Here is a 25,133-nt window from a genome sequence, read left to right as displayed (position 1 = left end):
TTTATGCTTTTCGTCTTGCATTTAGCAGCATTTTGCACTGCGTTTAGCACCATTTTACCTTGCGTTTAGCATCAAAACGCACTGCATTTAGCAGTAAAACACACTGCGTTTTGCACCATTTCACCTTGTATTTAGTGGCAAATAGCCCAAAAACTGGTGCAGGCGGTGGTGCTTTTAAATATAAATTCATTTTGTCGCATACACAAACCAACCCCTTTTTGCATCAAAACAAACCTTCGCGAGAATCGATTTTTTGCGGCAAGGTGGGAGGTTGGTGGATAAAAAAGGCACTAATAGTGTTAAATTTATTGCTAAAAACTAGACAAAAACAATTGTGCGGTGTACACGTGCATGGGCAACGGAACGGAAAGCGCGTACGCTTACAACTTACAACGCAAGCGGTGACAGGGCATACTTCTCATGGGCAGCGGAAACAACATCATGGAAAAGCAGAAGTAAGATGGAATTGACAGCCAGTTTTCAACTTGTGGAAAATGTATTGAATACCTTTTACCTGGTCACCTTTTTGAGAAACAACTATGTTTAGACACAGACAAATGGGGCAGAATTTCAGGTTTTATCGTATCTTTGTGCAGTACTTCGCACATTAGCGTGGTGTTTATCTGGTTATTACAGCACAAAGATAATAAACTCCTCTCAATTTAAAAGTCAAAACGACTTCAACACAATAAAATGGCGAAACAAGGCTGTCAAGGTTGAATTTCGTTGCACAATACTTTCAATAAAAAAGGCAATGGTTCATTCCACATCCATTATCTTCCTTAATTTCTTTACGGCCAAATGATAACTAGCCTTTAATGCACCAACGCTAGTTGAGAGAATAACGCTAATTTCTTCGTATTTCATGTCGTCGAAATAACGAAGGTTAAACACGGTTCGTTGCACTTCGGGCAACTCGGCAATGGCTTCCAACAAACGAGCTTGCGTGGCATCACCATCAAAATAATCATCGGCCAGCAATTGATTGGCCAGTGTATGGTCGGAAGTGCCTTGCAAGCTAGTGGCATTTTTCTGTTTGCGCAAAAAGTCTAGCGCCTCATTAATGGCTATTCGATAGAGCCACGTGGAGAGTTTTGCCTGCTGTTTGAAATTATCTAATGCGCTCCACGCCTTTAGAAACACATTTTGCACCAAGTCGTCGGCATCTTCATGCACAAGCACCATGCGCCTTATCTTCCAATAAAGCGGTTGTGCATAGGTCTTCACCAATAGTTCGAAGGCCTCGTGGCGTGTGGCTGGTGTGGCCAAACGTTGCAACAGTAGTTGTTCGTCTATATCATTCATTACGCCGTTGGTGCAAAACAATTTTGTCGTTGGTGTGAATTGTAGATGTGATGTTGCAAAATGTAGGGCAAACACTTAAAGTGCAAAGTGGCGTAGGTAGCCATAAAGTACCTTATCGTAGCCATATATATCGTCGTAAGTGTACATCTTGCCTTTATTATCGGGATAAACCGTATAGTAGGCGATGAACAGTGGAATATGTGGATTTACTTTTACGCTGTTAACCAGCCGTTGAGGGTCTAGTTTTGGTTTGGGGGCTTCGTCGTCTTTGGGCTTCGTCAGGTCGGCCTGCATCGAATAATGTATTTTATCGATGACGGTTTTATTCTTATTACCCAATAGGAAAACAGCCAGTTCAAACGGTTTTTGCACACGGATACAGCCGTGAGAGACTCCGCGGTTGTCTCTATCGAAAGCCCATTTAGAGGATGTATCGTGGATGAAAATGGAGAAATTGTTGTTAAATCTGAATACAATACGACCCAGCGAATTGCCTTCGCCACCCTCTTGCACAACAAAATATTCTGAATTGAGCAGCATACAAGCCGACACCATTGCTGGATCTACACGTTTACCCGAGGGTCGATGTAGGATAAAATACCTGCGTTTACTAAAAAAATCGGGATTACCAGCATGCCCCACCACCTCTTTTTTGATGATGCTACGCGGTATAATCCATTGCGGATTGACATCCATACGAATGAAACAACTGTTAAGCAAAGGAGTTTTTGTTTCTAATGTGCCACAAGCCATGCGCATATTCAACACGCTATCCCCATCCACTGCATCGAGATGAAACGATGGCACATTTACAATAACATATTTACGATGGTTTTGCGGATAATCATTTTGACGCCATCTACTGCGTTCGAGATTGCATAACATGCGCACTCGGTCGGCCGACGACAGAGTTTTGCCCTTAAAATACTTTATTAATTGGGCATAAAGTGCATTTTGCGGTTGAGCTTCGCGCAGAAAAAGAGCCACCGAATCGTTATATACTTTACGCAAAGCCATGGTGTAAAAGTCTTTCGAAGCACGTTTAATAGGAATATCAAACAACACTCGATAAGTGGTACGAACCGAGTCTTTCTCGCGGACATCTAAGCGATTGAATATCTGCGAGGGGTTCGTAAAGCCATAATGCTGGCCTGCTGTATAGCGTAAAAAAGCCTTGGTGAGGTTGTATTCTATTCTAGCTGCCACGCGATTAACATTTTTCACGCCCGTATCCACATCTAAAGTGCGCAGACGTTGTAGGTCGCGCTCAATCTGATTTACACCAAATACTCTTTTTGAAAAGCCCATTTCTTCCACCTCATTAAGGTAAGCAAGAACACTATCTGCTCTTTCATCTACACCAAACCTGTCTATCCAAAGCAGGTTTCCGCCATCTTTATAATATCTACGGGTGCGAGCATCGGCCACAAGCGTGTCGTTATCGGCCTTGGCCAACCGATAGATATGCTGTTGAATTTCGTTAGCATCAAACCTAAAAGCATCTTTTCTCATTGCATTTAGGCCATCATACGACGGAATGGGGCGCTCCACATCTCCTTTCTCGCTACAAGCTACGAGAAAGCCACTTGCGAAGAGCACCAAAGAAAGGAACTTACCTATAAACAAAGAAAAGGACTTACCTAGTTCCAGAATATATCTCATTAACATGCCGCTATTGTTTTGTGCGGCCCAATTATTTCTTTTTATACTGTGTTTGATTTGCATTTTTCTGATGGTTACGCAAAGATTGGCCTGTTTTTAAATTGCAACGAGCTAATCCCGCACACTGTAGGCGCACTCATCTAGCTCTCATCACAACGCCATCGGGTTTAGATTACCACAAATATCTATGCTACCTAATGGCTATTTTGCGTACCACCTTGCCCACTTTTATGATATAGCAGCCCTTAGGCAGTCCCAAATCGAAATGCTTTTCAGCACTATCTATTTTGAGATAAGCCACTCTTACGCCTGCCAAATCGTAGATAGCCAGCATCTGCCCTGCACCTCCAGCCACATGAATAGTTGACTCCGACACGGTGATTACCACCTTTTGGAAGTCGTTATCCACAAACTCGATTGCACTATTGGCTCTCGATGCTAGCGGACTGCCCACAAACAGGGCGGTTGTAAATAATATTGTAAGTAACGTTTTTGCCATATACGCAGTGTTTTCTTGTTTTACCTGCAAATATAACATTTTTTGATGTAAATCAAGATAACAAACAAATGCAATGCTCCCATTGTTAAACCTATTTAACAAATGCACTTATTTTATGTGCTTTTGCGACATACTTCGAGGGATTTTGGCGCAATTATTCTTTTTAATTCGCACCTCATCCACTTGTTTTTCATCACGATTAGACACAAATATGTACTAACGAAACATTTGTTAAAAACTCAACAACGAGTGCGTTTTTGTGAAGTCAACATTGAAGTGCTTATCAGATATAGATTATTATGCTACTCCTGTGATTAGGATTGCAGTTCTATGTTGAACTTGTTAACACGCAGAACAGCTAACTCCCCACCCTATTAACTCGTCACCTTATTAATCTGCCTTCGCATCAATCCACACTTCCATACCTTCTTGCCCTAAAATAGTGTTAGGAAAGATTGCTTTAGCCTCGGTAAGCAATAGGTCTTCGGCCTCGTAACGGGCACTATAATGCCCCAAAACCAGTTTACCCACCCCTGCATCGCGAGCCACTTTAGCTGCTTCTTCGGCTGTGCTGTGATAATAGAGTCGTGCTCGCGATGCCATTTTGGCGTCGTAAGTGGCCTCGTGATAAAGCACATCTACCCCCTGCACGGCCTTGTGTAGCTCGGGCATATAACGTGTATCGCTACAATAAGCATACGCCCTGGCTGGTGCTGATGGTGTGACGAGACGTGAATTTAACACCGTTTGCCCCTCTTCGTCCACCCAGTTGGCTCCTAATTTAATATTGTTTATCTGACTCACTGGTATGCGATAGAAGTCTATCATATCGCGACGTATGTGCGGAAGCAATGCTTTTTCGCGGAAAATAAAACCACAGCAGCTGATACGATGTTCGAGTGGAACACTCTCAACGGTGATACTTTTGTCTTCATAAATCACTTGTTGCACGGTTGTGTCTACTGCATGAAACACCACTTCGAACTCTATGCCCGCGCAAAAGAAATCGAGCTGCGTGCGAAGTATTGAACCTAGTTCGGTTGGAGCATATACATGCAAGGCTGCCGTGCGACCAAGCAAGCCAAATGTGGATATCATCCCGATGAGCCCGAAACAGTGGTCGCCATGCAAATGCGAAATAAACACTGCTCCTATCTTCGTGAAACGAATGTGCGAGCGACGCAATTGAACCTGCGTCCCCTCGCCACAATCTATCATAAAGAGTTTGCCACGGATGTCTACCACCTGCGATGTGGCATTATGTTTCAGCGTTGGCAACGCACTGCCACAACCCAGGATATGAACTTTAAACGGTTCCAAGGGCGTATTATTTTTGGCGTGTGAAGGTGAAAATGCCGTGTGCGTTCTCCAAATAGAGCGAGTCGGCACCCAAAGCGTTCACCGAGAAGGTGTCTTTATTAAGTAGAAGCTTACCGTTATACACTTTCCATGCGGTCCAAGGCTGCGATTCTTCTTTCACTCCCGACAGCACAGTACCGTCCTCCATCAATTCAAATTGCTTGTCAATGCTGCGCCACTTTCCCATCAACGTTGTGAGATTCAACACTTCGGTTGCTTCGTTTTCACCGTCAGCATTTTTATATCCCACCACGGCTAATCGGTCTCCGGCCAATATTCCACCCTTAACAGTAGCGCCATCCTCAACATCGAACACATAACTTAGCGTGTCGCCTTGCACGGTAATTAACTCCAACACATGCATTCCTGTGTTATCGCCACATACGCCATACATGGTTGAGTCGCCTTTGCTTTCTTCCATCGTTGACAACGACTGTTGTTTATTGTTCTTTTTCTTGTCGCCATCGCATGCCACAAAGACCAAAGCGACAAACACGACCATTAATATGGTTGATAGTTTTCTATTCATGAGCTATTTTTTTAAATGTATTTGTACTTAATATTGTGATTTCTTTGTTAACCAACCTGTTAGAATTGATGCCACAGTTGCACAAGCTATCAGGTTAAAACACTATTGGGTTGAATTTTGCCCTACTGTTTGCCTTCTTCTTGCTTGGCCTCATTCCATAATTTGTCCATCTCTTCAAGCGACATTTCCGTGAGAGGTTTCCCCACTTTAATAGAATGTTGCTCCACATAATTAAACCTTCTGATGAACTTCTGGTTGGTTTTCTCCAAAGCATTATCCGGATTGAGATGGTAAAGTCTGGCCGCATTGATTACGCTAAACAAGAAATCGCCCAGTTCTTGGGTAGATCGCTCCTTATCTTCGCGTTTGAGTTCGGTTTCCAGTTCGTCCAGTTCTTCGCGCACTTTGGCCCAAACGTCGTTTTTCTCTTTCCAATCAAACCCCACGTTTCGGGCCTTATCCTGTATGCGATAAGCCTTAATCATACTGGGTAAGGCGTCGGGCACGCCCGAAAGCACCGTTTTATTACCATCTTTTTCTTGCAACTTTATCTGCTCCCAGTTTTTCAATACCTGGTCAACATTGTCTGCTTGCACGTCGCCATAGATGTGCGGATGTCTAAAAATCAGCTTGTCGGCCTCTTTATTACACACATCAGCGATATCAAATTCGCCCTGTTCGCTGGCCATCTTGGCGTAGAATACCATGTGCATCAACACATCTCCCAATTCTTTGCAAACATTTTTCATGTCGTTCTTGGCCAGAGCATCGCACAATTCGTATGTTTCCTCTATCGTATTTGGGCGCAGGCTTTCGAAGGTTTGCTTCTTGTCCCACGGGCATTTCTCTCTCAAATCGTCGAGCACATCGAGCAATCGCCCAAAGGCTTCCATCTTTTCTTGTTTTGTATGCATACTATATATTAGGTGATGGCATAGGCTGCCAAACTTCTTGGCACGGGTTTAAAATCTTTCTGCCGTTGCAAAGATACTAAAAAAATAAGTGTTTCGCTGAATAAAACTGCTACATTTCGGCATTTCACTTTTTATTCGTACTTTTACACCATCAAAAACGCAAGTTAGAAAATGAACTTTTACAATCGAGAGGAGGCCCAACAGCGAATGAACGACTTGGCTGCAAAGGCCATACCGTTTATTTTCGTAATCAATTACGAGGCTAACTGTGCTGTGGTTGTTCCTGAAAACGAAGTTGACGCCAACGAATTGAAGTATTGCTTCAACGGAAAAGGAAACGCCACACACGCCACACTTCCTGCTAACAAGAATATTGAATGGTGCATTGACCCACCCTCGGAGTCGGAATACCTAAAGAGTTTCAACATCGTTAGAAATGCTATGCTGGCCGGAAACAGCTATTTGGCCAACCTTACTTGCTGCGTTGCTCTGCAAACCAACCTTTCATTGCTCGACCTTTTTAATGTGGCCGAGGCGCGTTATCGACTTTGGATAAAAAATAAACTAGTGTGTTTTTCGCCCGAAACATTTGTAAAGATTAAACAAGGAGAAATTAGTTCGTACCCCATGAAGGGCACTGCCGAAGATGTTTCGCCTTCGTCGGCGCAATTTTTGATGAACAATGAGAAGGAAGCTGCCGAACATGCCACCATCGTCGACCTCATAAGAAACGACCTAAGCATGGTGGCCAATAACGTGCATGTGGAGCGATACCGATATATTGAACGATTAAACACTCACCGCGGACCGCTTTTGCAAACCAGCTCTGAAATAAAGGGACAACTTTTGCCTCACTTAATGCATCGTCCTGGCGATGTTATTTTCTCGCAATTGCCTGCTGGCTCGATAACTGGCGCACCCAAAAAGAAGACGGTGGAGATTATCGCCGAGGCAGAAAACTATCATCGCGATTTCTATACAGGCGTGATGGGACGATGGGATAACGGCGAATTGGATAGTGCTGTAATGATTAGATTTGTCGACCTACAGCAAGGAAATCTCTATTTTAAAGCTGGAGGTGGCATCACCGCCAAAAGTAATTGGAAAGACGAATACCACGAAGTGATTGAAAAAGTGTATGCACCAGTTTGTAGAAACAATAAGGATTGAAGGCGGCAAACCCATTAACTTACCGCTACACCAAGCTCGTATGGATGCCACGCGTGCTCATTTCGCACCACTCGTGGCACCCCTTGACTTGCAAAAATGGCTCGAAGCTTCTCCCTTAAGCAACGAACGAATCAAGGCCAGGGTGGTTTATGATGTTAACGGGGTTAGAGAAACTTCGTTCGAACCTTACCGAAAACGCGATATCCAAAGTCTGCAACTGGTGGAAGACAACCACATCGACTACCATTTTAAAAGCACCAACCGCCAACAACTTAACCACCTGCTGACACTTCGTAAGGATTGTGACGAGGTGCTCATCGTTAAAGGCGGACTGATTACCGACACATCGTTCACCAACGTGGCTTTTTACGATGGTCAACAATGGCTCACACCTGCCCAACCGCTACTTAATGGCACGATGCGCCAATGGCTTTTGCAACACAACAAAATAAAAGAAGCACACATCTCGCCTGCCTCCATCTCCTCGTTTCAACGCATTATGCTCTTCAATGCCATGATTGATGCGCACGAATTGGAGTTACCCATCGCCAATATCTCAAGCTTTTAGTGCAACTAAACAATCACCAAGGCTTGTACAATGCACTAATAAGGATGAAGACTACACAATAAGCCATAACCTTCTTATAAACATTTCGACTAAAGTTTTTACACAATTGCGTCTATATGGCAGCGTTATTAGAAAAACATTTGTAAGCATTTTACTCCACTTTTTATCAGCTTACAGTGCATTTTTTGTACAAAAATCTTTACGAAAAGAGCCAAAACCATACAAAACAAACGAGAAATACGCCTACACAACCCACACCAACCCAACCTTTGAAACACCAACCCAACACACCTGTCACAAACAAGTAGCTAATTTTATGCGTATTAGCACTGTAGTTAGTGGCGTTAATCCAATGTTTTTTAGTAAATTTGCAGTCTGTACACAATAAAGGTTGAATTATAATAACAACACAGGATATGGAAATAGCAAGTAAGTATGACCCCAGAGAAGTGGAAACCAAATGGTATCAATATTGGCTAGACAATAAACTCTTTGCTAGCAAGCCCGACGGAAGGGCACCTTACACCGTGGTTATCCCCCCACCCAACGTTACGGGTGTACTTCACATGGGCCACATGCTTAACAATACAATACAAGACATCCTCGTTCGCCGTGCACGAATGGAGGGTAAGAACGCTTGTTGGGTGCCTGGAACCGACCACGCTTCTATCGCCACCGAGGCTAAAGTAGTGGCTAAATTGGCCGAAAAGGGCGTGAAGAAAACCGACTTGAGTCGAGATGAGTTCTTAAAACACGCGTGGGACTGGACACACGAACACGGTGGCATCATCCTTAAACAGCTTAGACGATTGGGCGCTTCGTGCGATTGGGACCGAACGGCTTTCACAATGGACGACGAACGCTCGGAAAGTGTGCTTAAAGTGTTCTGCGACCTCTACGAAAAGGGGCTGATTTACCGCGGGGTGCGCATGGTTAACTGGGATCCTCAAGCACAAACGGCTCTCTCTGACGAGGAAGTGGTGTACAAAGAAGAGCACTCTAAGCTTTACTATCTTAAATATATGGTGGTTGAAGAACCTGGTAAGTATGCCGTAGTAGCCACCACTCGCCCAGAAACCATCATGGGCGATACCGCCATGTGTATCAACCCCAACGACCCAAAGAACACTTGGCTTAAGGGTAAACACGTTATCGTGCCACTGGTGGGCCGCGAAATTCCCGTTATCGAAGACGATTATGTAGATATCGAATTTGGTACGGGTTGCCTAAAGGTTACGCCTGCACACGATATCAACGACCATAACTTGGGATTGAAACACGGACTGGACTCTATCGACATCTTTAACGACAACGGTACTTTGTCTGAAGCTGCTGGCTTGTACGTGGGTATGGACCGCATGGACGTGCGTAAGCAAATTGCTAACGACCTACAGGCGGCTGGATTGATGGAGAAAATGGAGGATTACGATAATAAGGTGGGCTATTCTGAACGTACACACGTGCCCATCGAACCCAAATTGTCTACCCAATGGTTCCTTAAGATGCAGCATTTCGCCGATTTGGCTCTGCAACCTGTTATGGACGACGACATTGCTTTCTATCCGCAGAAATACAAAAACACTTACCGCCACTGGCTGGAAAACATCAAAGACTGGTGTATCAGCCGACAACTGTGGTGGGGACACCGCATACCAGCCTATTACTTCACAGCCAATGGAAAACGAGAATGCGTGGTGGCATTGAACGAAGAAGAGGCCCTGACCAAGGCTAAAGCTATATGCAACACCATAACTACAACCGACTTAGAGCAGGATGAAGACTGCCTTGACACCTGGTTCTCATCGTGGTTATGGCCCATCTCTGTGTTTAACGGCATCAACCAACCTAACAACGAGGAGATAAACTATTATTATCCCACAAGCGACCTCGTTACTGGTCCTGATATTATCTTCTTCTGGGTGGCCCGTATGATTATGGCTGGCTACGAATATCGTGGTAAGATGCCTTTCAAGAATGTGTATTTCACGGGTATCGTGCGCGATAAATTAGGCCGTAAGATGTCAAAATCATTAGGCAATTCGCCCGACCCCATCGAACTGATTGAACAATATGGCGCCGACGGTGTGCGAATGGGCATGATGCTTTCGGCACCTGCAGGCAACGACATTCTGTTTGATGAGACACTGTGCGAACAAGGGCGCAACTTCAATAATAAAATTTGGAATGCGTTTAGACTGGTTAAAGGCTGGGAGGTTAGCAACCAAGCACAACCCGAAGCAAGCCGAATTGCTTGTCAATGGTTCGAAGCCAAGCTACGCCAAACCAACGAAGAACTAAACGACTTGTTCTCTAAATATCGCATTTCGGAAGCCCTTATGGCCGTTTATCGCCTCTTCTGGGACGAATTTTCTAGTTGGTATCTCGAAATGGTGAAGCCTGCTTATGGCCAACCCATCGACAACGAGACTTACAAAGCTACGCTGCGCTACTTCGAAACGCTGCTCAACATGCTGCATCCCTTCATGCCTTTCATCACCGAAGAGTTGTGGCAGCACATCGCCGAACGCAAAGAGGGCGAGTCGATTATGTGCCAATGCCTAAAAATAGATGCGCTCACGGAGGCCGACAATAAGCTGAATGCCAAGATGGAATTAGTCAAACAGATTATCAGTGGCGTGAGAACGATGCGTAGTCAAGAGCGATTGTCCCCAAAAGACAAGTTCGACCTACGATACATGGGCAAAGAAAACATTTGGAAAGACTATGTAAGTCTAATTGAAAAGATGGCCAATGTAGGCTTTACAAGTGAGCCTCCTATAACAAATGGAACTTATACTTTCATGGTTGAGACCCACGAATTTGTTATACATGTTGGCAATCTAATTGACTTTGAAACAAAGATTAGTAAACTAGAGGCACAATTGGCTCACCTCGAAGGCTTCCTTACCGGCATCAAGAAAAAACTATCTAACGAACGATTTGTGGCTAACGCACCCGAAGCCGTTGTGGCTTTGGAACGCAAAAAACAAAGCGACTCGGAAGAAAAGATTGCTGCGCTGAAAGCGTCTATCGAAGAATTAAAGAAAAAATAAATACGGATGGTAATCTTAGGCCATCCCCTTTAGAGAGTTTTAATCGAAGTTCCTGTACCACTTGGTACCATCGTGAGTAACCTTACTCACACCTTACTGCTATATTGAGGCTTAATGGCAACAAATGGTGCAGGAACTTCTTCTCATTTCAACACCTAACACCACCTTCATGAAAAATAAAATCAACGTGCTACTCATACTCTTGGCAACGCTCTTCATTGCAGGTTGTCACAAAGATGTGCCAGAACCATACCCCGTTCCTGAACCAATAAACGCTAAAACAATCTTTGTTTACATGCCGTGGAGCGCTTCGAGAACAAGCGAAGACAATAGCTTGTATTCCAATTTCTTACAAAACATCAACGATATTAAAGATGCCATCACTACCGGAAAGGGACTGGGGCGAAACAAACTGATGGTGTTTATTGCCACATCTGCTAACACTGCATTGCTGATGGAGGTGAAATATACGGATAAAGGTGAGTGTAAGCAAGACACCTTGCAAAAATTCAACTCTTCAAATATGCCTGCCTACACCACCGTTAATGGTCTTTCAAGCCTGTTATCCACTGTCAAAACCAAAGCTCCAGCAGAAAGCTATGCCCTCATTGTGGGCTGCCATGGCACGGGATGGCTGTATAAAGAGGGCGTGAGCAGGGCACAAACACGCTATTTTGGCGGTACAGAGCACTTTTACCAAACCAATATTAGCACCTTGGCTGCTGCCATAAGTCAATCAAAAATGCACATGCAGTTTGTGATGTTCGACGATTGTTATATGTCTAACATCGAAGTGGCCTACGAAATGCGCCAGGCTACCGACTATCTCATTGGTTGCTGCAGCGAGATTATGGCCTATGGCATGCCCTATAAGCTTATTTGGAAACACCTAGCGCAGGCTAAACCCAACTATCAAGAGGTGGTTAACGAATTTCATCGCTTCTATTCTAACTACACTTATCCTTATGGTAACATCGGAATTACCGATTGTAGCAAAGTAGACGAGGTAATTGGACTGATGAGAACCATCAATGCTTCCACCTCAGGAGCACACGCTGCACCCAATTGGGTGGACATTCAGCGACTGGATGGCTATCAACATACCATTTTCTTTGATATGGGCGACTACGTAAATAAGCTTTGCAACACGCCTAGCACCCGACATTTGGCCCTTGATATGCAAACGGCCCTCAAGCGCTTGGTGCCATATAAATCGTGCACACGTTTTATATACACTGCTCTTGGACAAATTTCCAGCAACACCATTCAAGTTAACAATTATAGTGGAATTACCATTAGCGACCCCACCGTGTCGGCTTTCGAGAACGCTTCAACCACTAAAAAGGCAACTGGCTGGTGGAAAGCTACACATTAATAATAGTAGTGAACAAAGGAAATAAAAACTTATGCCTCCAACGCCATCAGATATCCAAACAATACAATTGCTTACCATTGTGGTTTAACGTACAAATGCCTACGTCTTCTTGTTGTTAGAAGCCGTAGGCATTTCATTTTTCGCTCACTATGTTATAGCTATGAGGGATTGTTAAGTTCGCTTGTTAAAACACAAACCCTGGTAAACAACACCTCTTCTGAATCAAAACAGTCGGTACAAGATACCTTGTAGCGACAGTACAAAAACCTTGAGTGTCACTACAAGCATCTTGTAGCGGCAGTACAAGCGCCTTGTAGCGTAAGTACAAGCTGCTTTGTACTCTCCTTAACCGCTCTTTTAAACGTTATAAACAAAGCATATCACTCCACTCTCCCCTTGGAGAGGGGTTAGGGGATGAGACTTCTTGTAGGGTGGTGTGAGCCTTGTTGTGGGGTTTTCTTCCCTTACTCATAATCATCAATCACATTATTCATGAAGTCCATCATGGGCTTACCCACCTTAAATATACGTGCCATCTCGTCAATCCAGCCATCACCTTCAAAGAAATTATCGGGCACTTTCACCCAAGCACAATAATCTTTCATGCGCAAATACTGTATAAACTCATAGTCGCGAGGAAATCCACTGGGTGCACTTTTAAGCGCTTCGAGACCGAATCCGCGCGACCCTTCACCCCATTTACTAGCATTGGGCAAACCAAAGAGTTCAACAAAGTCTTTGTTTTCCACAATGCCACGCCAAGTATCGATATTGCCCATAATCTCGTTGCGGCACGAAGTAAGAATATTCGTGGGCAACCAGTAGCCACCCACAGCCAAAAGACAATGTCCTTGTTCCACATGCAGGTAATATCCACCACGTAACGCCTTCTTACCCTTGGCACACATGTATGCGCCAAAGTGGTTCTTATATGGCGACTTGTCGGCCGAAAAGCGAGTATCACGATTAAACCGATAAACGCAATCTTTTACTTGTAAATGGCTCATCTCGTTATCAAACACCGAAATGGCGGCCAAAGCTTGCCTAACCCCCTCTTCAAAATCGGCACGGCAAACTAAATATTCATCTTTATGCGCCTGATACCAGTCGCGATTGTTGTTAGCCGATAGGTCGGCAAGATAGTTTAAGATACGCTTTACGTCCATCTTCACTTATATTTATTACTTATCAAGCTATAAACGGTAATCGCATAGCCCTCATTATAGTTGTTTACATCAGCAGTTTCGTACAGAACCTAATTCTAGAATCATACTCTATTGGCACAACATTCACTATTTACAGGAAATACACCGCAAACAAAACAGTACCAAACCACCTTTTCACCTTTTCACCTTTAAAAGTCCTTTCACCTTTATTCGAGTTTAGAACCCTCCAAAAGCTTAGGGCAAATATCATTAAAAACACACTCTTCGCATTTTGCTTTTCGGCTAGTGCAAACATATCGTCCATGCAAAAGCAACCAATGGTGTGCCTTATTTACATCAGCTGTGGGAATATGGCGCAGCAATTCCTGTTCAACCTTCAAAGGCGTGTTAGCCTTTTTACTCACTAAGCCCATGCGATGGCTCACACGATACACGTGCGTATCAACCGCCATGTTGGGTTTATCGAACCAAACAGCTTGCAACACGTTAGCAGTTTTGCGTCCAACGCCAGGTAAAGTGGTAAGTTCGGCCGTGGTACTAGGCATTTCGCCCTTGAAATCATCAACTAACTTGCGCGACATAGCCACCAAATGGTTAGCCTTAGCATTGGGATAGCTCACCGATTTAACCAATTCGTACACCTCATCAACATCGGCTTTGGCCATGGCTTCGGCTGTTGGAAAACGTTTAAACAAAGCTGGTGTTACCTGATTGATGCGTTTGTCGGTGCATTGGGCACTAAGCAATGTAGCCACAAGCAATTGAAAAGCCGATCCAAACTCCAGTTCTGTGGTTACGACTGGGGATTGCGCACGGAAATAATCTAGTATGTAAGTATATCGTTCGTTTCTTGTCATCGCTAAAAAAGTGCACACTGGCACTGGTGGTAAAAGTATTGCGCCTACATTTTATTGTGCAAAGAAGCCAAAACCAGCCCATTAGAAGGGGAAGCCCACTGCAAAATGGAAAGCGTAGTCGCGTTTGAAGTTGGGATAAAACAGCGGATAATGTTCGCGTGTGGAACTATAGGCTGGGTTAACCGCTTTCATTCCGAGATCGAAACGCAAAACAAAGTAGTCAAAATTCAGCCTTAAGCCTAAGCCGTAGGCCATTGCAATCTGCTGATAGAAGGTGTTGAAGCGGAATTGTCCGCCAGGTTGGTCAGCATAATTGCGTAAAGTCCAGATGTTGCCAGCATCCACAAACACCGCTCCATGGAGTTTCCAACCCAAGAAAGTGCGATATTCGAGATTGAGGTCGAGCTTCATATCACCAGTTTGGTTAATAAAATCGATGCGGCCATCAGTACCTTTAAACGAACCCGGTCCTAATTCGCGTACACGCCAACCCCTAACCGAGTTAGCACCACCCGAAAAATAGCGTTTTTCGAAAGGCAAAATAGTACTGTTGCCGTAAGGATAGGCCACGCCAAGTCCCACATGGAAGGCCAAAGAGTTGCGTTCATCAAACTTAAACAAACGGGTATAATCCACATCGAACTTCACATATTGCGCATAAGCAATATTTACCAAGGTGTATTTTCCATCAGCATTTTGTTGCATACGGAAAGTCTTCGACACAGCCTGCAGAATGTTTCCAGCCGATTCAACATTAAGCTTCACGGCGTTTACACCATTATTAAAAGACATACCGAAACCCATTTTAAGAATAAAAATGTCTTCGTAGTTATACCTTAGAATGGCATTGCGGCTGGTGGCGTTGTCCAAATAATCGGCCTTAAAGCGCGAACTAATCCAGGGCATATTGACATAATTGATATCGAAGAAGTCGTAACGGTAGGTAATGTGATGGCGAGGTTCGTTCCAATGGTAGCGCCATGCCATGGCAAACACGCGTCGATGAAACTCTGGACGGTTTTGAAGGTTCCAGTTAAGAGACAATTCGCTGGTGGCCAAACTTCGTCTGCGGAACGTTTTAGACAATAATGGAGCTACAAATCGAGGAAAAGTAAGTTTTGTTTCTACACCATATTCCTGATAATCTTTATTTTGATAACCCTCTAATCGGGTAATAGCTTCGTAAGCAGCACGAAGCTGAATGCTCAACAATTCGCTACCCCTAAATAAGTTTCTATTCTCGTAGGTAACCGAAGCAGCCGCACCAAGGTCGCCTGCCGTATTTGTTCCTTCGGGTTGGAACGAGATGGAAGAAGGTTTGTTGGTGCTGATATTGATGTCGCAATCAAGCAAAGTGGTGTCGGGAACTTCAAGAAATCTAATGTTCGTATAGCGCACAGCTTGCATACGAGCAAAGTTGGCGTATGTGCGTTGCAGCAGACTTGCACTAAAAAGATCGCCCGGTCTGATGAGTGTACTACGTCGCAACACACGTTGACGAAGGTGAATCTTGGTGCTATCGTTGCTAGAAAAGGCCACACTACGTATGGTATAGCGAGGGTGTAGCGTTTCGGGAACGCTACTATTGGGTCGATAACGCAGCAGGTGAAGCATTAAATTCACTTGGTTGCTGCCCTTTGTTGAGTCGGCACCATATTGAATAAAATCTTTATGAAACCGATAATAGCCGCTATCCATGAGTACACGGGTGATGCGTTTGCGTTCATCTTCAAGTCGAGTAACGGTGAAGGGGTCGCCAGCCTTTAGTTCTTGTCGGTTGGGATTATCCAGATCGAGCATTTTTGCAATAATCGAATCCTGAATATCATAGCGCACCGAATTGATAAAAAAGGGCGTTCCAGGATGCAACGTGTAAACAGCGGTGAGGTGTTTGCCTTTGGCTCGGGTGGTAAGGTCTACCTCTCCGTTCATATATCCCATGTTTTGCAAAGCCAGTTTAAGGTCGTTGCACGAAAGTTTTGCCTGTAAGGTGTCGTACACCACAGGCTCTTCGCCAATTTTGCGCAGCGTGCGGTTAACCCAACGCGTAGAATCACGCCCAGAAAGGGCATAAATGCCGAGAGGAATTTTGAATACCGAGAACCACTTTGAGTTGGCTTTTTGGCGGATATAGGGTTCGAGTGAGGCCACATTAAACTTCTTGGTGTCGCTTTTCAGTTCCACTTTCTCAAGCAAACAACTCTCGTCGGGCACAAACTTCGATGCACTACATGCAGCCAAAAAGGCAACCATGCACCACAAGGGCAAGGTATTTAACGCATTACGCAATAATTGAAGGGGTTGATATTTATATAATCCTGAACGCTCCATTTCTGCACAAAGGTACAACTTTTTGCGTTTTCGGGCAAACGAGAAAGAAGAAAAGGTGGAAGAAGAAATGTTAAGGCATGCTGTAAAATCATGAGTGCTGTAAATTCTTACATGCTGGATGGTTCGTCACTCATAAAAAGCCATGAGAATGCAGATTTTGTTTGGTGTTTTCGATGGCATTGCACATCGTTTTCCATCAAAAGGAAAGAAAAAGATGAGGCTAATGGCGCGCAATAGCTGTGTATCTAATACAAAAAAGACCGGGTGCATCACTGCAGCCGGCCCCCAAAAAATTAGAGAGTTATAAAAAAATCAAGTTGTTTATCTGCTTTTCAGCAATTCTTTTTTGGTCAATTGTATTTCGTTAGCCTTCAGGACAGCCACATTTGTATTGCTTATTGCTCCACAATGATTTGCTTGCCTTGTTCTACAGCTTCCATATTCAGCGGAATGAGGTTGTGATAGCGTTCGGGAAGGGTTTTAAACAAAGCCATGTTCAAGCCCTCAGTGCTAACAACCGGACAAACCTTAAGCAGTCCGCCAAGAACAATCATATTGAAAACCTTGGCATTGCGCATCTCGGCCGCCTTGTCCATAGCATCCATTCGATACACCTTTATGTCGGTTCGCGTAGGTGGCGAGGCTATTCCGTTACCATCGTAAATAAGAATACCACCAGGTTTTACTCTTGGTTGAAACTTATCGAGCGATGGTTGGTTAAGCACAATAGCCACATCATACTTACTAAGAACAGGCGAAGATATACGACTATCACTCACAATAACCGTTACGTTTGCAGTTCCTCCGCGTTGTTCTGGTCCATATGCCGGCATCCACGTCACCTCTTTATCTTCCATCAAGCCCGAGTAGGCCAGTATCTTTCCCATTGAAAGCACCCCTTGCCCACCAAATCCGGCAATGATTATCTCGTGTTTCATTCTTTCGTTCTGTCTTTTAAGTCGCCTTTTTTATAATGGTCGAACATGTTTTCTTGCATCCATTTATTGGCGGCTACGGGCGACATTTTCCATCCGCTGCTGCAAGTTGACACGATTTCTACGAGCGATGAGCCTTTACCCTCCATCGAAGCTTCGAATGCTTTACGAATGGCTCGCTTGGCTTTATTAATGGCTGCCACGGTTTCTACGCTTTGTCTGCTTACAAAACAAGTACCTTCAAGCTGCACAGCAAGGTTTGTTATATCAATGGGATAGCCGTGAAGTTCGGGCGTTCTGCCTGTAGGACAAGTAGCTGTGGGCTGCTCTAGCAGCGTTGTGGCCGACATTTGTCCACCCGTCATGCCATAAATAGCATTATTAACATAGATGATGGTGATGTTATCACCACGATTTAGTGCGTGCAATGTTTCTGCAGTGCCGATGCAAGCGAGGTCGCCATCACCTTGATAAGTAAATACTAGGCGGTTGGGCCATAGTCTTTTAATTCCCACTGCCAATGCCGGAGCACGTCCGTGAGGTGCTTCTTGCCAGTCGATATCGATATAACGGTAAGCAAAAACGGCACATCCCACAGGACTAACACCCACTGTTTTCTCTTCCATGCCCATATCAGCAATAACCTCGGCAATGAGTTTATGCACCACGCCATGCGAACAGCCGGGACAATAGTGCATGGTTGTATCGTTCAAGAGCGCCGGTTTGGCGTAAACGAGGTTCTCTGGTTTGATTATATCTGTGGTCATTGCAACTTCTCCTTTAACGCTTTTACTATCTCTTCGGGCTCTGGTACGACTCCACCTTGTCTCCCAAAGTGAGCAACAGGCAGACTTCCATCCACGGCCAATCGTACATCTTGAACCATTTGACCTGCATTCATCTCCACAACCAGCAGTCCTTTCTTGTCTTTTGAAAGACTAGCGAGCTGCTTTTCTGGGAAGGGCCAAAGTGTAATAGGACGGAAAAGTCCCACACGCAAGCCCTCTTCGCGAGCTAGTTCTACGGCTTTTTCGGCCACACGAGCAGCACTTCCAAATGCCACAAACATGTATTCGGCATCGTCGGTGTGCAACGTTTCGAAGCGCACTTCATTGTTGCGTATCTCTTCGTACTTAGCTTGCAGAGCTTTATTTTTAATTTCCATCAGCTCGGGGCGCAGTTCGAGCGAGGTTATAACGTTGGGTTCGCGATTTTTGGTGTGCCCTGTAGAAGCCCAGGGGCATTCTTTGATAATCTCTTCTTCGGTTCGACGAGGTTTCATTGGTGGCAGAACCACTTTCTCCATCATTTGTCCGATAAGACCATCGCTTAGTATCATAGCCGGATTGCGATATTTAAAGGCGAGGTTCATGCCCAAATCAACGAAGTCGGCCATCTCTTGCACCGAGTTTGGGGCTAGCACAATAACATTGTAATCGCCGTTACCACCGCCACGAGTACTTTGAAAATAGTCGCCTTGCGACGGCTGGATGGTTCCCAAACCAGGACCACCACGCTGCACGTTAACAATGAGTCCCGGTATCTCTGCACCGGCCATATAGGAAATTCCCTCTTGCATTAGCGCCACACCGGGCGATGATGAAGAAGTCATTACACGTTTACCCGATCCACCGCCACCGTAAAGCATATTGATAGATGCCACTTCGCTTTCAGCTTGTAGCACCACCATGCCCGTGGTTTCCCAGGGGCGCAGTTGGGCCAAAGTTTCAATCACTTCGCTTTGAGGGGTTATAGGATAGCCGAAATACCCGTCAATGCCAGCGCGAACAGCCGCATGGGCTATCGCTTCATTACCTTTCATCAGTCTGACTTCACGTTCTGCCATACTATTTCTCCTCCACTTTCATTCTATATACAGTGATGCAGCCATCGGGACAAACCGTTCCGCACGCTGCACATCCCACGCATGCTTCGGCATTCGTGGCTTGCGCATAAGCGTATCCGCTAGCATTCACCTTTTTACGAGCCAGTTCCAACACTGTATATGGGCAAGCCACAACGCACAGGTTGCAACCTTTGCACCTGTTAGTGTTGATAACCACGGCTCCTTTCATCTTGTTCATAATATCTAACTTATAGGCTGCCTTTGGGCAGTTTTTTCTTTTTAGCTAGGCTTTAGCATGTGGCTCATAGTCATTATGCAGCCCAACCAGGCAATAATTTTGTTTGCAGCGACAGCGAAAACCATTCGCCAAGGCGCAGCAAGTTGTTTTTCAAGGATTGAGGGCATCCTTTGAGTAGAAGCCCAGGATGCTGTTTAGCATATCCCTTGCATGTACTGCCGGACTATCGGGGTTGAGTTCTATGGCCTCCGCATAACATTCCAACGCCTTTTGCCAGTTTCCTTGCCGGCGGTAAGCATTGCCTTGTTCGTAATAGTCTTGGCTGTTCATTGCTTATTGTGGTGAATGGCGAACGAGGTACATTGCCTCGTTCGCCTTCCTTACTTTATTTATAGAATTCTTTCTTACCTGCCGAGAGGGTGTTCTTCATCAACGAGCAGATGGTCATCGGACCAACGCCACCAGGAACAGGTGTGATGTACGAACATTTAGGTGCAACCTCATCGAATTTAACGTCACCATTGAGCCTGAAACCGCCTTTATGTGTTGGGTCTTCTACGCGTGTGGTGCCAACATCAATAACCACAGCCCCCTCTTTTACCATGTCGGCCGTAACAAAGTTGGGCCTTCCGATAGCAGCGATGATGATATCAGCCTCGCGACAATCATCTTTAAGCGAGGGCGAATGTGAGTGGCACACTGTAACAGTGGCGTCGCCATATTGTTTTTGCAGCATCAACTGAGCCATTGGCTTACCCACGATATTGCTTCGTCCTAGCACCACGCACTTCTTTCCCGAAGTGGGTATGCCATAGCGTTGCAAAAGGGTAATAATACCCAGAGGAGTGGCCGAGATGAAACAGGGCAAACCGATGGCCATGCGCCCCACATTGATGGGGTGGAAGCCGTCAACATCCTTGCGATAGTCTACTGCTTCAACAATTTTTTGTTCGTCAATATGTTTGGGTAACGGCAGTTGCACAATAAACCCATCAACATCTTCGTCCTTATTTAATTTGTCTACGCAGGCCAAGAGTTCAGCTTCGGTGACGTTGTCTTCAAAACGAATGAGGGTAGATTTAAATCCACATTGTTCGCAAGCAATCACCTTATTCTTCACATAGGTCTCCGAACCGCCGTCGTGCCCTACAAGCACCGCGGCCAAGTGTGGTTGTTTGCCGCCATTAGCAACAATTTGCCTCACTTCTTCTGCAATTTCCGCTTTAATAGCGGTAGCAGTTGCCTTTCCATCGATTAACTGCATCATTCTAATTAGGTTTTAAAGTTTCGGCATTCCGGGCATTCCTTTCATCTTGCTCGCCATGCCTGCCATCTTCGCCATATTGGTTCCAGTCATCATCTTCATCATTTTTCGAGTCTGATCAAACTGTTTAATCAGCTTGTTCACCTCTTGAATGTTGGTTCCACTACCTTTTGCAATACGCTGTCGACGGCTGTTATTAAGGATTTCGGGATTTGTTCTTTCCTTTGGCGTCATACTTTTGATAATCGCTTCAATGCCTTTGAAAGCATTATCGTCAATATCAACATCTTTGATAGCCTTTCCAACGCCGGGAATCATCGAAGCCAAGTCTTTCAAGTTTCCCATCTTCTTGATTTGTTCAATCTGTTTAAGGAAATCATTGAAGTCAAACTTATTCTTCTGTATTTTCTTTTGCAGGCGCTTTGCCTCTTCTTCGTCGAATTGTTCTTGCGCTCTTTCAACCAGCGACACGATATCGCCCATACCCAAAATACGATCGGCCATACGCTCGGGATGGAAAACATCTACTGCTTCCATCTTTTCGCCTGTACCAACAAACTTAATTGGCTTGGTAACAACGGTGCGAATGCTGAGCGCTGCTCCACCACGAGTGTCGCCATCGAGCTTTGTTAGCACCACACCATCAATATCTAGCCGATCGTTAAACTCGCGAGCGGTGTTCACAGCGTCTTGACCAGTCATCGAGTCCACAACAAACAAGGTCTCATCAGGGTTCAAAGCCTGCTTCAGACGATAGATTTCGTCCATCATTTCTTCGTCAACCGCCAAGCGTCCTGCGGTATCCACAATCACCACATCGTTGCCTTTTGCCTTGGCTTCGCGTATGGCATTTGTAGCTATTTCCACCACATTTTTGTTATCGGGTTCGCTATATACTGGCACGCCCACTTGTTGAGCCACCACTTTTAGCTGTTCAATGGCTGCGGGACGATACACGTCGCAAGCCACGAGTAATGGATTTTTGTGTTGTTTGCCTTTGAGCAGATTGGCAAGCTTACCACTAAATGTAGTTTTTCCCGAACCTTGCAATCCCGACATCAAAATGATGGCGGGGCGATTGATAAGTTGCAGTCCCACGCTTTCGCCTCCCATCAGTGTGGCAAGCTCATCGTGCACAATTTTAACCATCAATTGACCAGGCTTAACAGCCGTGAGCACGTTCATACCCAATGCCTTTTGCTTCACCGTATCTGTAAAAGTTTTGGCCACTTTGTAGTTAACGTCGGCATCAAGTAATGCGCGACGAACATCTTTGAGGGTTTCGGCTACGTTAATTTCGGTGATTTTTCCTTCACCTTTTATTATTTTAAAAGACCGTTCTAGTCTGTCGCTAAGATTTTCAAACATTGAGGTTTATCGTCTTTTTTAATTGGTTTAATGCAAAGATAGTGATAAAAAGGAAAAAAGGAAATACTTATATCCAAGTTTTAAGAGATTTTAAATTACTTGTCGTTCATTTCTGCGCATATTGGGTTAGCATGTGCAATAAGAAACGTTTACAGTTCATTACTTTGCTTTCCTTATTCAGATGTATTTTTTGTGTTAAATATCTACGCTTTACATTACACCTTAATTTACGTATTTTGAAAAACAATTTAGTCAAAAAACCAGAGCAACAAAACCTCGATTTCTACACGCAAAACACAATATCATACAACCTTTGCCAAGCTAGCTAACACCCTTGCAAAACTAACATAAGTTAAAAAGATAAGGAACAGATAGCCGTTTGACCGAAATTTGTTATTTTTGTAATTGAAAAATCGCAACAAGGGACTAGGCCTTACAGGTTTGGGCCAATATTTACGCACTTCGAGACAGCCCAAGTGCTCCATGCAGACCCGCAGAAAGCATCAACAAGTACGCTCGAACTCACGAAAACAGCGATAAAAACACGCTTGAAGACATTTACAGTTATGAATGAAAATTTGAAAGAAGAAAGCAAATATCAAAACAACCCCTTTTTTGGGGAATATACAACACCACACGAGACCGTACCCTTCCACCTCATCAAAACAGAACACTACGAAGAGGCGTTCCTTGAAGGTATTAGAAGAGACGAAGAAGAAATTGAAAAACTTGTGAACGACCCCGATACGCCAACGTTCGAAAACACCATTATCAGGGCCGACAACGAAAACGGAGACCATTATTACGACCTGCTTAACCGTGTGTCGAACGTTTTCTCGTGCATGCTTAGTGCCGAAACTAACGACGACCTGGATGAACTGGCACAGAAAATGAGCCCCATTCTTACCCAGCATGCCAATGATGTGCGCCTGAACAAAAAGCTTTTCGACCGCATTAAGTATGTTTACGAAAACCATCGCGAACTAGACGCCGAAGAACAAATGCTCTTAGATAATTGTTATGATGGTTTTGTGCGCAGCGGTGCTCTTCTAGACGACGAAGGTAAAGAGCGTCTTCGCAAACTTACCGAAGAGGCTGGCGTGTTGTCCCTACAGTTTTCGCAAAACCTTTTAAAAGAAAATAAGGCTTTTACGCTGCACATCACCAACGAAAACGAGCTTGACGGACTACCCGAAACGGCTCGCGAAGCAGCAGCTATGGCTGCTAAAGAACAGGAGAAAGAGGGCTGGGTGTTTACTCTCGACTTCCCTAGTTACTCGCCTTTCATGACCTATTCGTCGCAACGCCACCTACGCAAACAATTGTATATGGCGCGAAACACCGAATGCACGCACCAAAACGACAATAACAACTTGGAGATTTGCAAGCGTCTGGTGAACCTTAGAAGAGAACTTGCTCAACTCTTGGGCTACGACACATACGCCGACTATGTGCTTAAACACCGCATGGCCACCAACATCGAGAATGTTTATCGCCTACTTAACGACTTGATTAAGGCCTACAAACCCACAGCCATCAACGAACATCACGAACTGGAACGAATGGCCAAAAACATGGAAGGCGATGATTTTGAGATGCAACCCTGGGACACGGCTTACTATTCGCACAAACTGCAAATGCAAAAATACAACCTCGATAGCGAAATGCTCCGCCCTTATTTCGAACTGTCGAAGGTGATAGACGGCGTGTTTGGTTTGGCCAATCGCCTCTATGGCATATCCTTTAAACCCAATAACGACATCCCAGTTTATCATCCCGACGTTAAGGCTTACGAGGTATTCGACCGCGATGGCAGCTATCTTGCCGTGTTCTATGCCGATTTCTTCCCACGCAAGGGCAAACAAGGTGGTGCTTGGATGACCGAATTCCAAGGTCAATGGATCGACCGCAAGGGCGAGAATGTTAGGCCACACGTTAGCGTGGTAATGAACTTTACCAAACCCACGGCCGAAAAACCTGCCCTCCTAACCCTGGGCGAGGTGGAAACTTTCTTGCACGAGTTTGGTCATTCGCTGCATGGCATGTTTGCCAACAGCAGGTTTAGCAGCTTAAGCGGCACCAATGTATGGTGGGATTTCGTGGAACTGCCATCGCAGTTTATGGAGAATTTCGCCATCGAAAAAGATTTTTTACGCACATTTGCCATTCATTATAAAACAGGTGAACCCATCCCCGACGATCTTATCGCGCGCATTGTAAAGAGTCGCAACTACATGGCGGCTTCGGGATGTCTAAGACAAGTGAGTCTGGGCTTACTGGATATGGCCTATTACACACAGAAGGAGGCCTTCACGGCAGACATCATTCCCTTTGAAAAAGAGGCGTGGAAAGAAGCCATCATCACCAAGCAACTACCCGAAACATGCATGACTACGCAGTTCTCGCACATCATGGCGGGCGGATATGCTGCTGGATACTACAGTTATAAGTGGGCCGAAGTACTGGATGCAGATGCATTTAGCATGTTTAAGAAAAACGGAATATTCGACCAAGCCACGGCACAAAGCTTCCGCGACAATATTCTTTCACGTGGTGGCACCGAACATCCTATGACATTATACAAACGTTTCCGAGGAAGCGAACCCACCATTGAGGCCCTTTTGCAACGCGACGGCATCACCACAAACAACTAAACCCACCCTCCAAGCATCGCCACGCCAATTAAAGGCCATA

21 protein-coding genes are annotated in these 25,133 nt (G+C 44.9%); 5 read left to right on the top strand and 16 right to left on the bottom strand.

Annotated elements, in window-relative coordinates:
* Nucleotides 1–759 precede the first annotated feature (759 nt).
* The 6 genes from QME03_RS02025 to mazG form a co-directional block, all read right to left on the bottom strand.
* Nucleotides 760–1,305, bottom strand: coding sequence for an RNA polymerase sigma factor (locus QME03_RS02025; RefSeq protein ID WP_274946473.1), 546 nt, complete (start codon nt 1,303–1,305; stop codon nt 760–762).
* Nucleotides 1,306–1,380: 75 nt separating this feature from the next.
* Nucleotides 1,381–2,967, bottom strand: coding sequence for a L,D-transpeptidase scaffold domain-containing protein (locus tag QME03_RS02020; RefSeq protein WP_281723299.1), 1,587 nt, complete (start codon nt 2,965–2,967; stop codon nt 1,381–1,383).
* Between the two features lie 190 nt (nt 2,968–3,157).
* A complete protein-coding gene (locus tag QME03_RS02015; RefSeq protein WP_025815485.1) occupies nt 3,158–3,466 on the bottom strand; it encodes a T9SS type A sorting domain-containing protein in 309 nt (102 codons plus the stop codon).
* Between the two features lie 390 nt (nt 3,467–3,856).
* Complete coding sequence (locus tag QME03_RS02010; RefSeq protein ID WP_281723298.1) at nt 3,857–4,786, bottom strand: ribonuclease Z; 930 nt, start codon at nt 4,784–4,786, stop codon at nt 3,857–3,859.
* Nucleotides 4,787–4,793: 7 nt separating this feature from the next.
* Nucleotides 4,794–5,354, bottom strand: coding sequence for a lipocalin-like domain-containing protein (locus QME03_RS02005; protein ID WP_273146692.1), 561 nt, complete (start codon nt 5,352–5,354; stop codon nt 4,794–4,796).
* Between the two features lie 122 nt (nt 5,355–5,476).
* Nucleotides 5,477–6,268 (bottom strand): nucleoside triphosphate pyrophosphohydrolase, encoded by a 792-nt coding sequence (gene mazG, locus QME03_RS02000; RefSeq protein ID WP_273115921.1) that lies wholly within the window; start codon nt 6,266–6,268, stop codon nt 5,477–5,479.
* A 171-nt stretch (nt 6,269–6,439) separates the two neighbouring features.
* Between mazG and QME03_RS01995 the strand changes: the two genes are divergently transcribed.
* From QME03_RS01995 to QME03_RS01980, 4 genes are all read left to right on the top strand, one after another.
* Nucleotides 6,440–7,438: an aminodeoxychorismate synthase component I gene (locus QME03_RS01995; RefSeq protein WP_281723297.1), complete on the top strand. Its 999-nt coding sequence runs from the start codon at nt 6,440–6,442 to the stop codon at nt 7,436–7,438.
* Nucleotides 7,407–8,006: an aminotransferase class IV family protein gene (locus tag QME03_RS01990; protein ID WP_025815481.1), complete on the top strand. Its 600-nt coding sequence runs from the start codon at nt 7,407–7,409 to the stop codon at nt 8,004–8,006. The genes QME03_RS01995 and QME03_RS01990 overlap by 32 nt, the downstream gene beginning before the upstream one ends.
* A gap of 416 nt (nt 8,007–8,422) precedes the next feature.
* Nucleotides 8,423–11,059 (top strand): valine--tRNA ligase, encoded by a 2,637-nt coding sequence (locus QME03_RS01985; RefSeq protein ID WP_281723296.1) that lies wholly within the window; start codon nt 8,423–8,425, stop codon nt 11,057–11,059.
* Nucleotides 11,060–11,228: 169 nt separating this feature from the next.
* Complete coding sequence (locus QME03_RS01980; RefSeq protein ID WP_281723295.1) at nt 11,229–12,434, top strand: clostripain-related cysteine peptidase; 1,206 nt, start codon at nt 11,229–11,231, stop codon at nt 12,432–12,434.
* A gap of 464 nt (nt 12,435–12,898) precedes the next feature.
* Here QME03_RS01980 and QME03_RS01975 read toward each other — a convergent pair whose 3' ends face one another.
* From QME03_RS01975 to ffh, 10 genes are all read right to left on the bottom strand, one after another.
* On the bottom strand, nt 12,899–13,600 hold the full coding sequence (locus QME03_RS01975) for a DUF2461 domain-containing protein (protein ID WP_273261907.1): 702 nt from the start codon (nt 13,598–13,600) through the stop codon (nt 12,899–12,901).
* A gap of 206 nt (nt 13,601–13,806) precedes the next feature.
* Nucleotides 13,807–14,457 carry an endonuclease III gene (gene nth / locus QME03_RS01970; RefSeq protein ID WP_110370092.1) on the bottom strand — a complete coding sequence of 217 codons (651 nt, stop codon included), beginning with the start codon at nt 14,455–14,457 and terminating at the stop codon, nt 13,807–13,809.
* Nucleotides 14,458–14,538: 81 nt separating this feature from the next.
* Nucleotides 14,539–16,710 (bottom strand): translocation and assembly module lipoprotein TamL, encoded by a 2,172-nt coding sequence (gene tamL / locus QME03_RS01965; RefSeq protein ID WP_273261906.1) that lies wholly within the window; start codon nt 16,708–16,710, stop codon nt 14,539–14,541.
* A gap of 473 nt (nt 16,711–17,183) precedes the next feature.
* On the bottom strand, nt 17,184–17,726 hold the full coding sequence (locus tag QME03_RS01960; RefSeq protein ID WP_025815477.1) for a 2-oxoacid:acceptor oxidoreductase family protein: 543 nt from the start codon (nt 17,724–17,726) through the stop codon (nt 17,184–17,186).
* Nucleotides 17,723–18,490, bottom strand: coding sequence for a thiamine pyrophosphate-dependent enzyme (locus QME03_RS01955; protein ID WP_025815476.1), 768 nt, complete (start codon nt 18,488–18,490; stop codon nt 17,723–17,725). The genes QME03_RS01960 and QME03_RS01955 overlap by 4 nt, the downstream gene beginning before the upstream one ends.
* A complete protein-coding gene (locus tag QME03_RS01950; RefSeq protein ID WP_274946466.1) occupies nt 18,487–19,569 on the bottom strand; it encodes a 3-methyl-2-oxobutanoate dehydrogenase subunit VorB in 1,083 nt (360 codons plus the stop codon). The genes QME03_RS01955 and QME03_RS01950 overlap by 4 nt, the downstream gene beginning before the upstream one ends.
* 1 nt (nt 19,570) lies before the next feature.
* Nucleotides 19,571–19,807, bottom strand: a complete 237-nt coding sequence (locus tag QME03_RS01945) for a 4Fe-4S dicluster domain-containing protein (protein ID WP_273113463.1) — start codon at nt 19,805–19,807, stop codon at nt 19,571–19,573.
* Nucleotides 19,808–19,957: 150 nt separating this feature from the next.
* A complete protein-coding gene (locus tag QME03_RS01940) occupies nt 19,958–20,137 on the bottom strand; it encodes a tetratricopeptide repeat protein (RefSeq protein WP_025815473.1) in 180 nt (59 codons plus the stop codon).
* A 55-nt stretch (nt 20,138–20,192) separates the two neighbouring features.
* On the bottom strand, nt 20,193–21,071 hold the full coding sequence (gene folD / locus QME03_RS01935) for a bifunctional methylenetetrahydrofolate dehydrogenase/methenyltetrahydrofolate cyclohydrolase FolD (protein WP_274946478.1): 879 nt from the start codon (nt 21,069–21,071) through the stop codon (nt 20,193–20,195).
* 15 nt (nt 21,072–21,086) lie between these two features.
* Entirely contained in the window at nt 21,087–22,439 is a 1,353-nt protein-coding gene (ffh, locus tag QME03_RS01930; protein ID WP_274946465.1) for a signal recognition particle protein, read from the bottom strand.
* A gap of 566 nt (nt 22,440–23,005) precedes the next feature.
* Between ffh and QME03_RS01925 the strand changes: the two genes are divergently transcribed.
* The gene (locus QME03_RS01925) at nt 23,006–25,093 is read left to right on the top strand and encodes a M3 family metallopeptidase (RefSeq protein ID WP_274946464.1); all 2,088 of its coding nucleotides are present in this window, start codon (nt 23,006–23,008) and stop codon (nt 25,091–25,093) included.
* The last annotated feature ends 40 nt before the right edge of the window (nt 25,094–25,133 follow it).

Origin of the sequence: Hoylesella shahii, assembly GCF_937990675.1 — a bacterium.
In the GTDB taxonomy this organism is placed as follows: domain Bacteria; phylum Bacteroidota; class Bacteroidia; order Bacteroidales; family Bacteroidaceae; genus Prevotella; species Prevotella shahii.
This window is presented reverse-complemented; position numbering and strand designations above follow the sequence as displayed.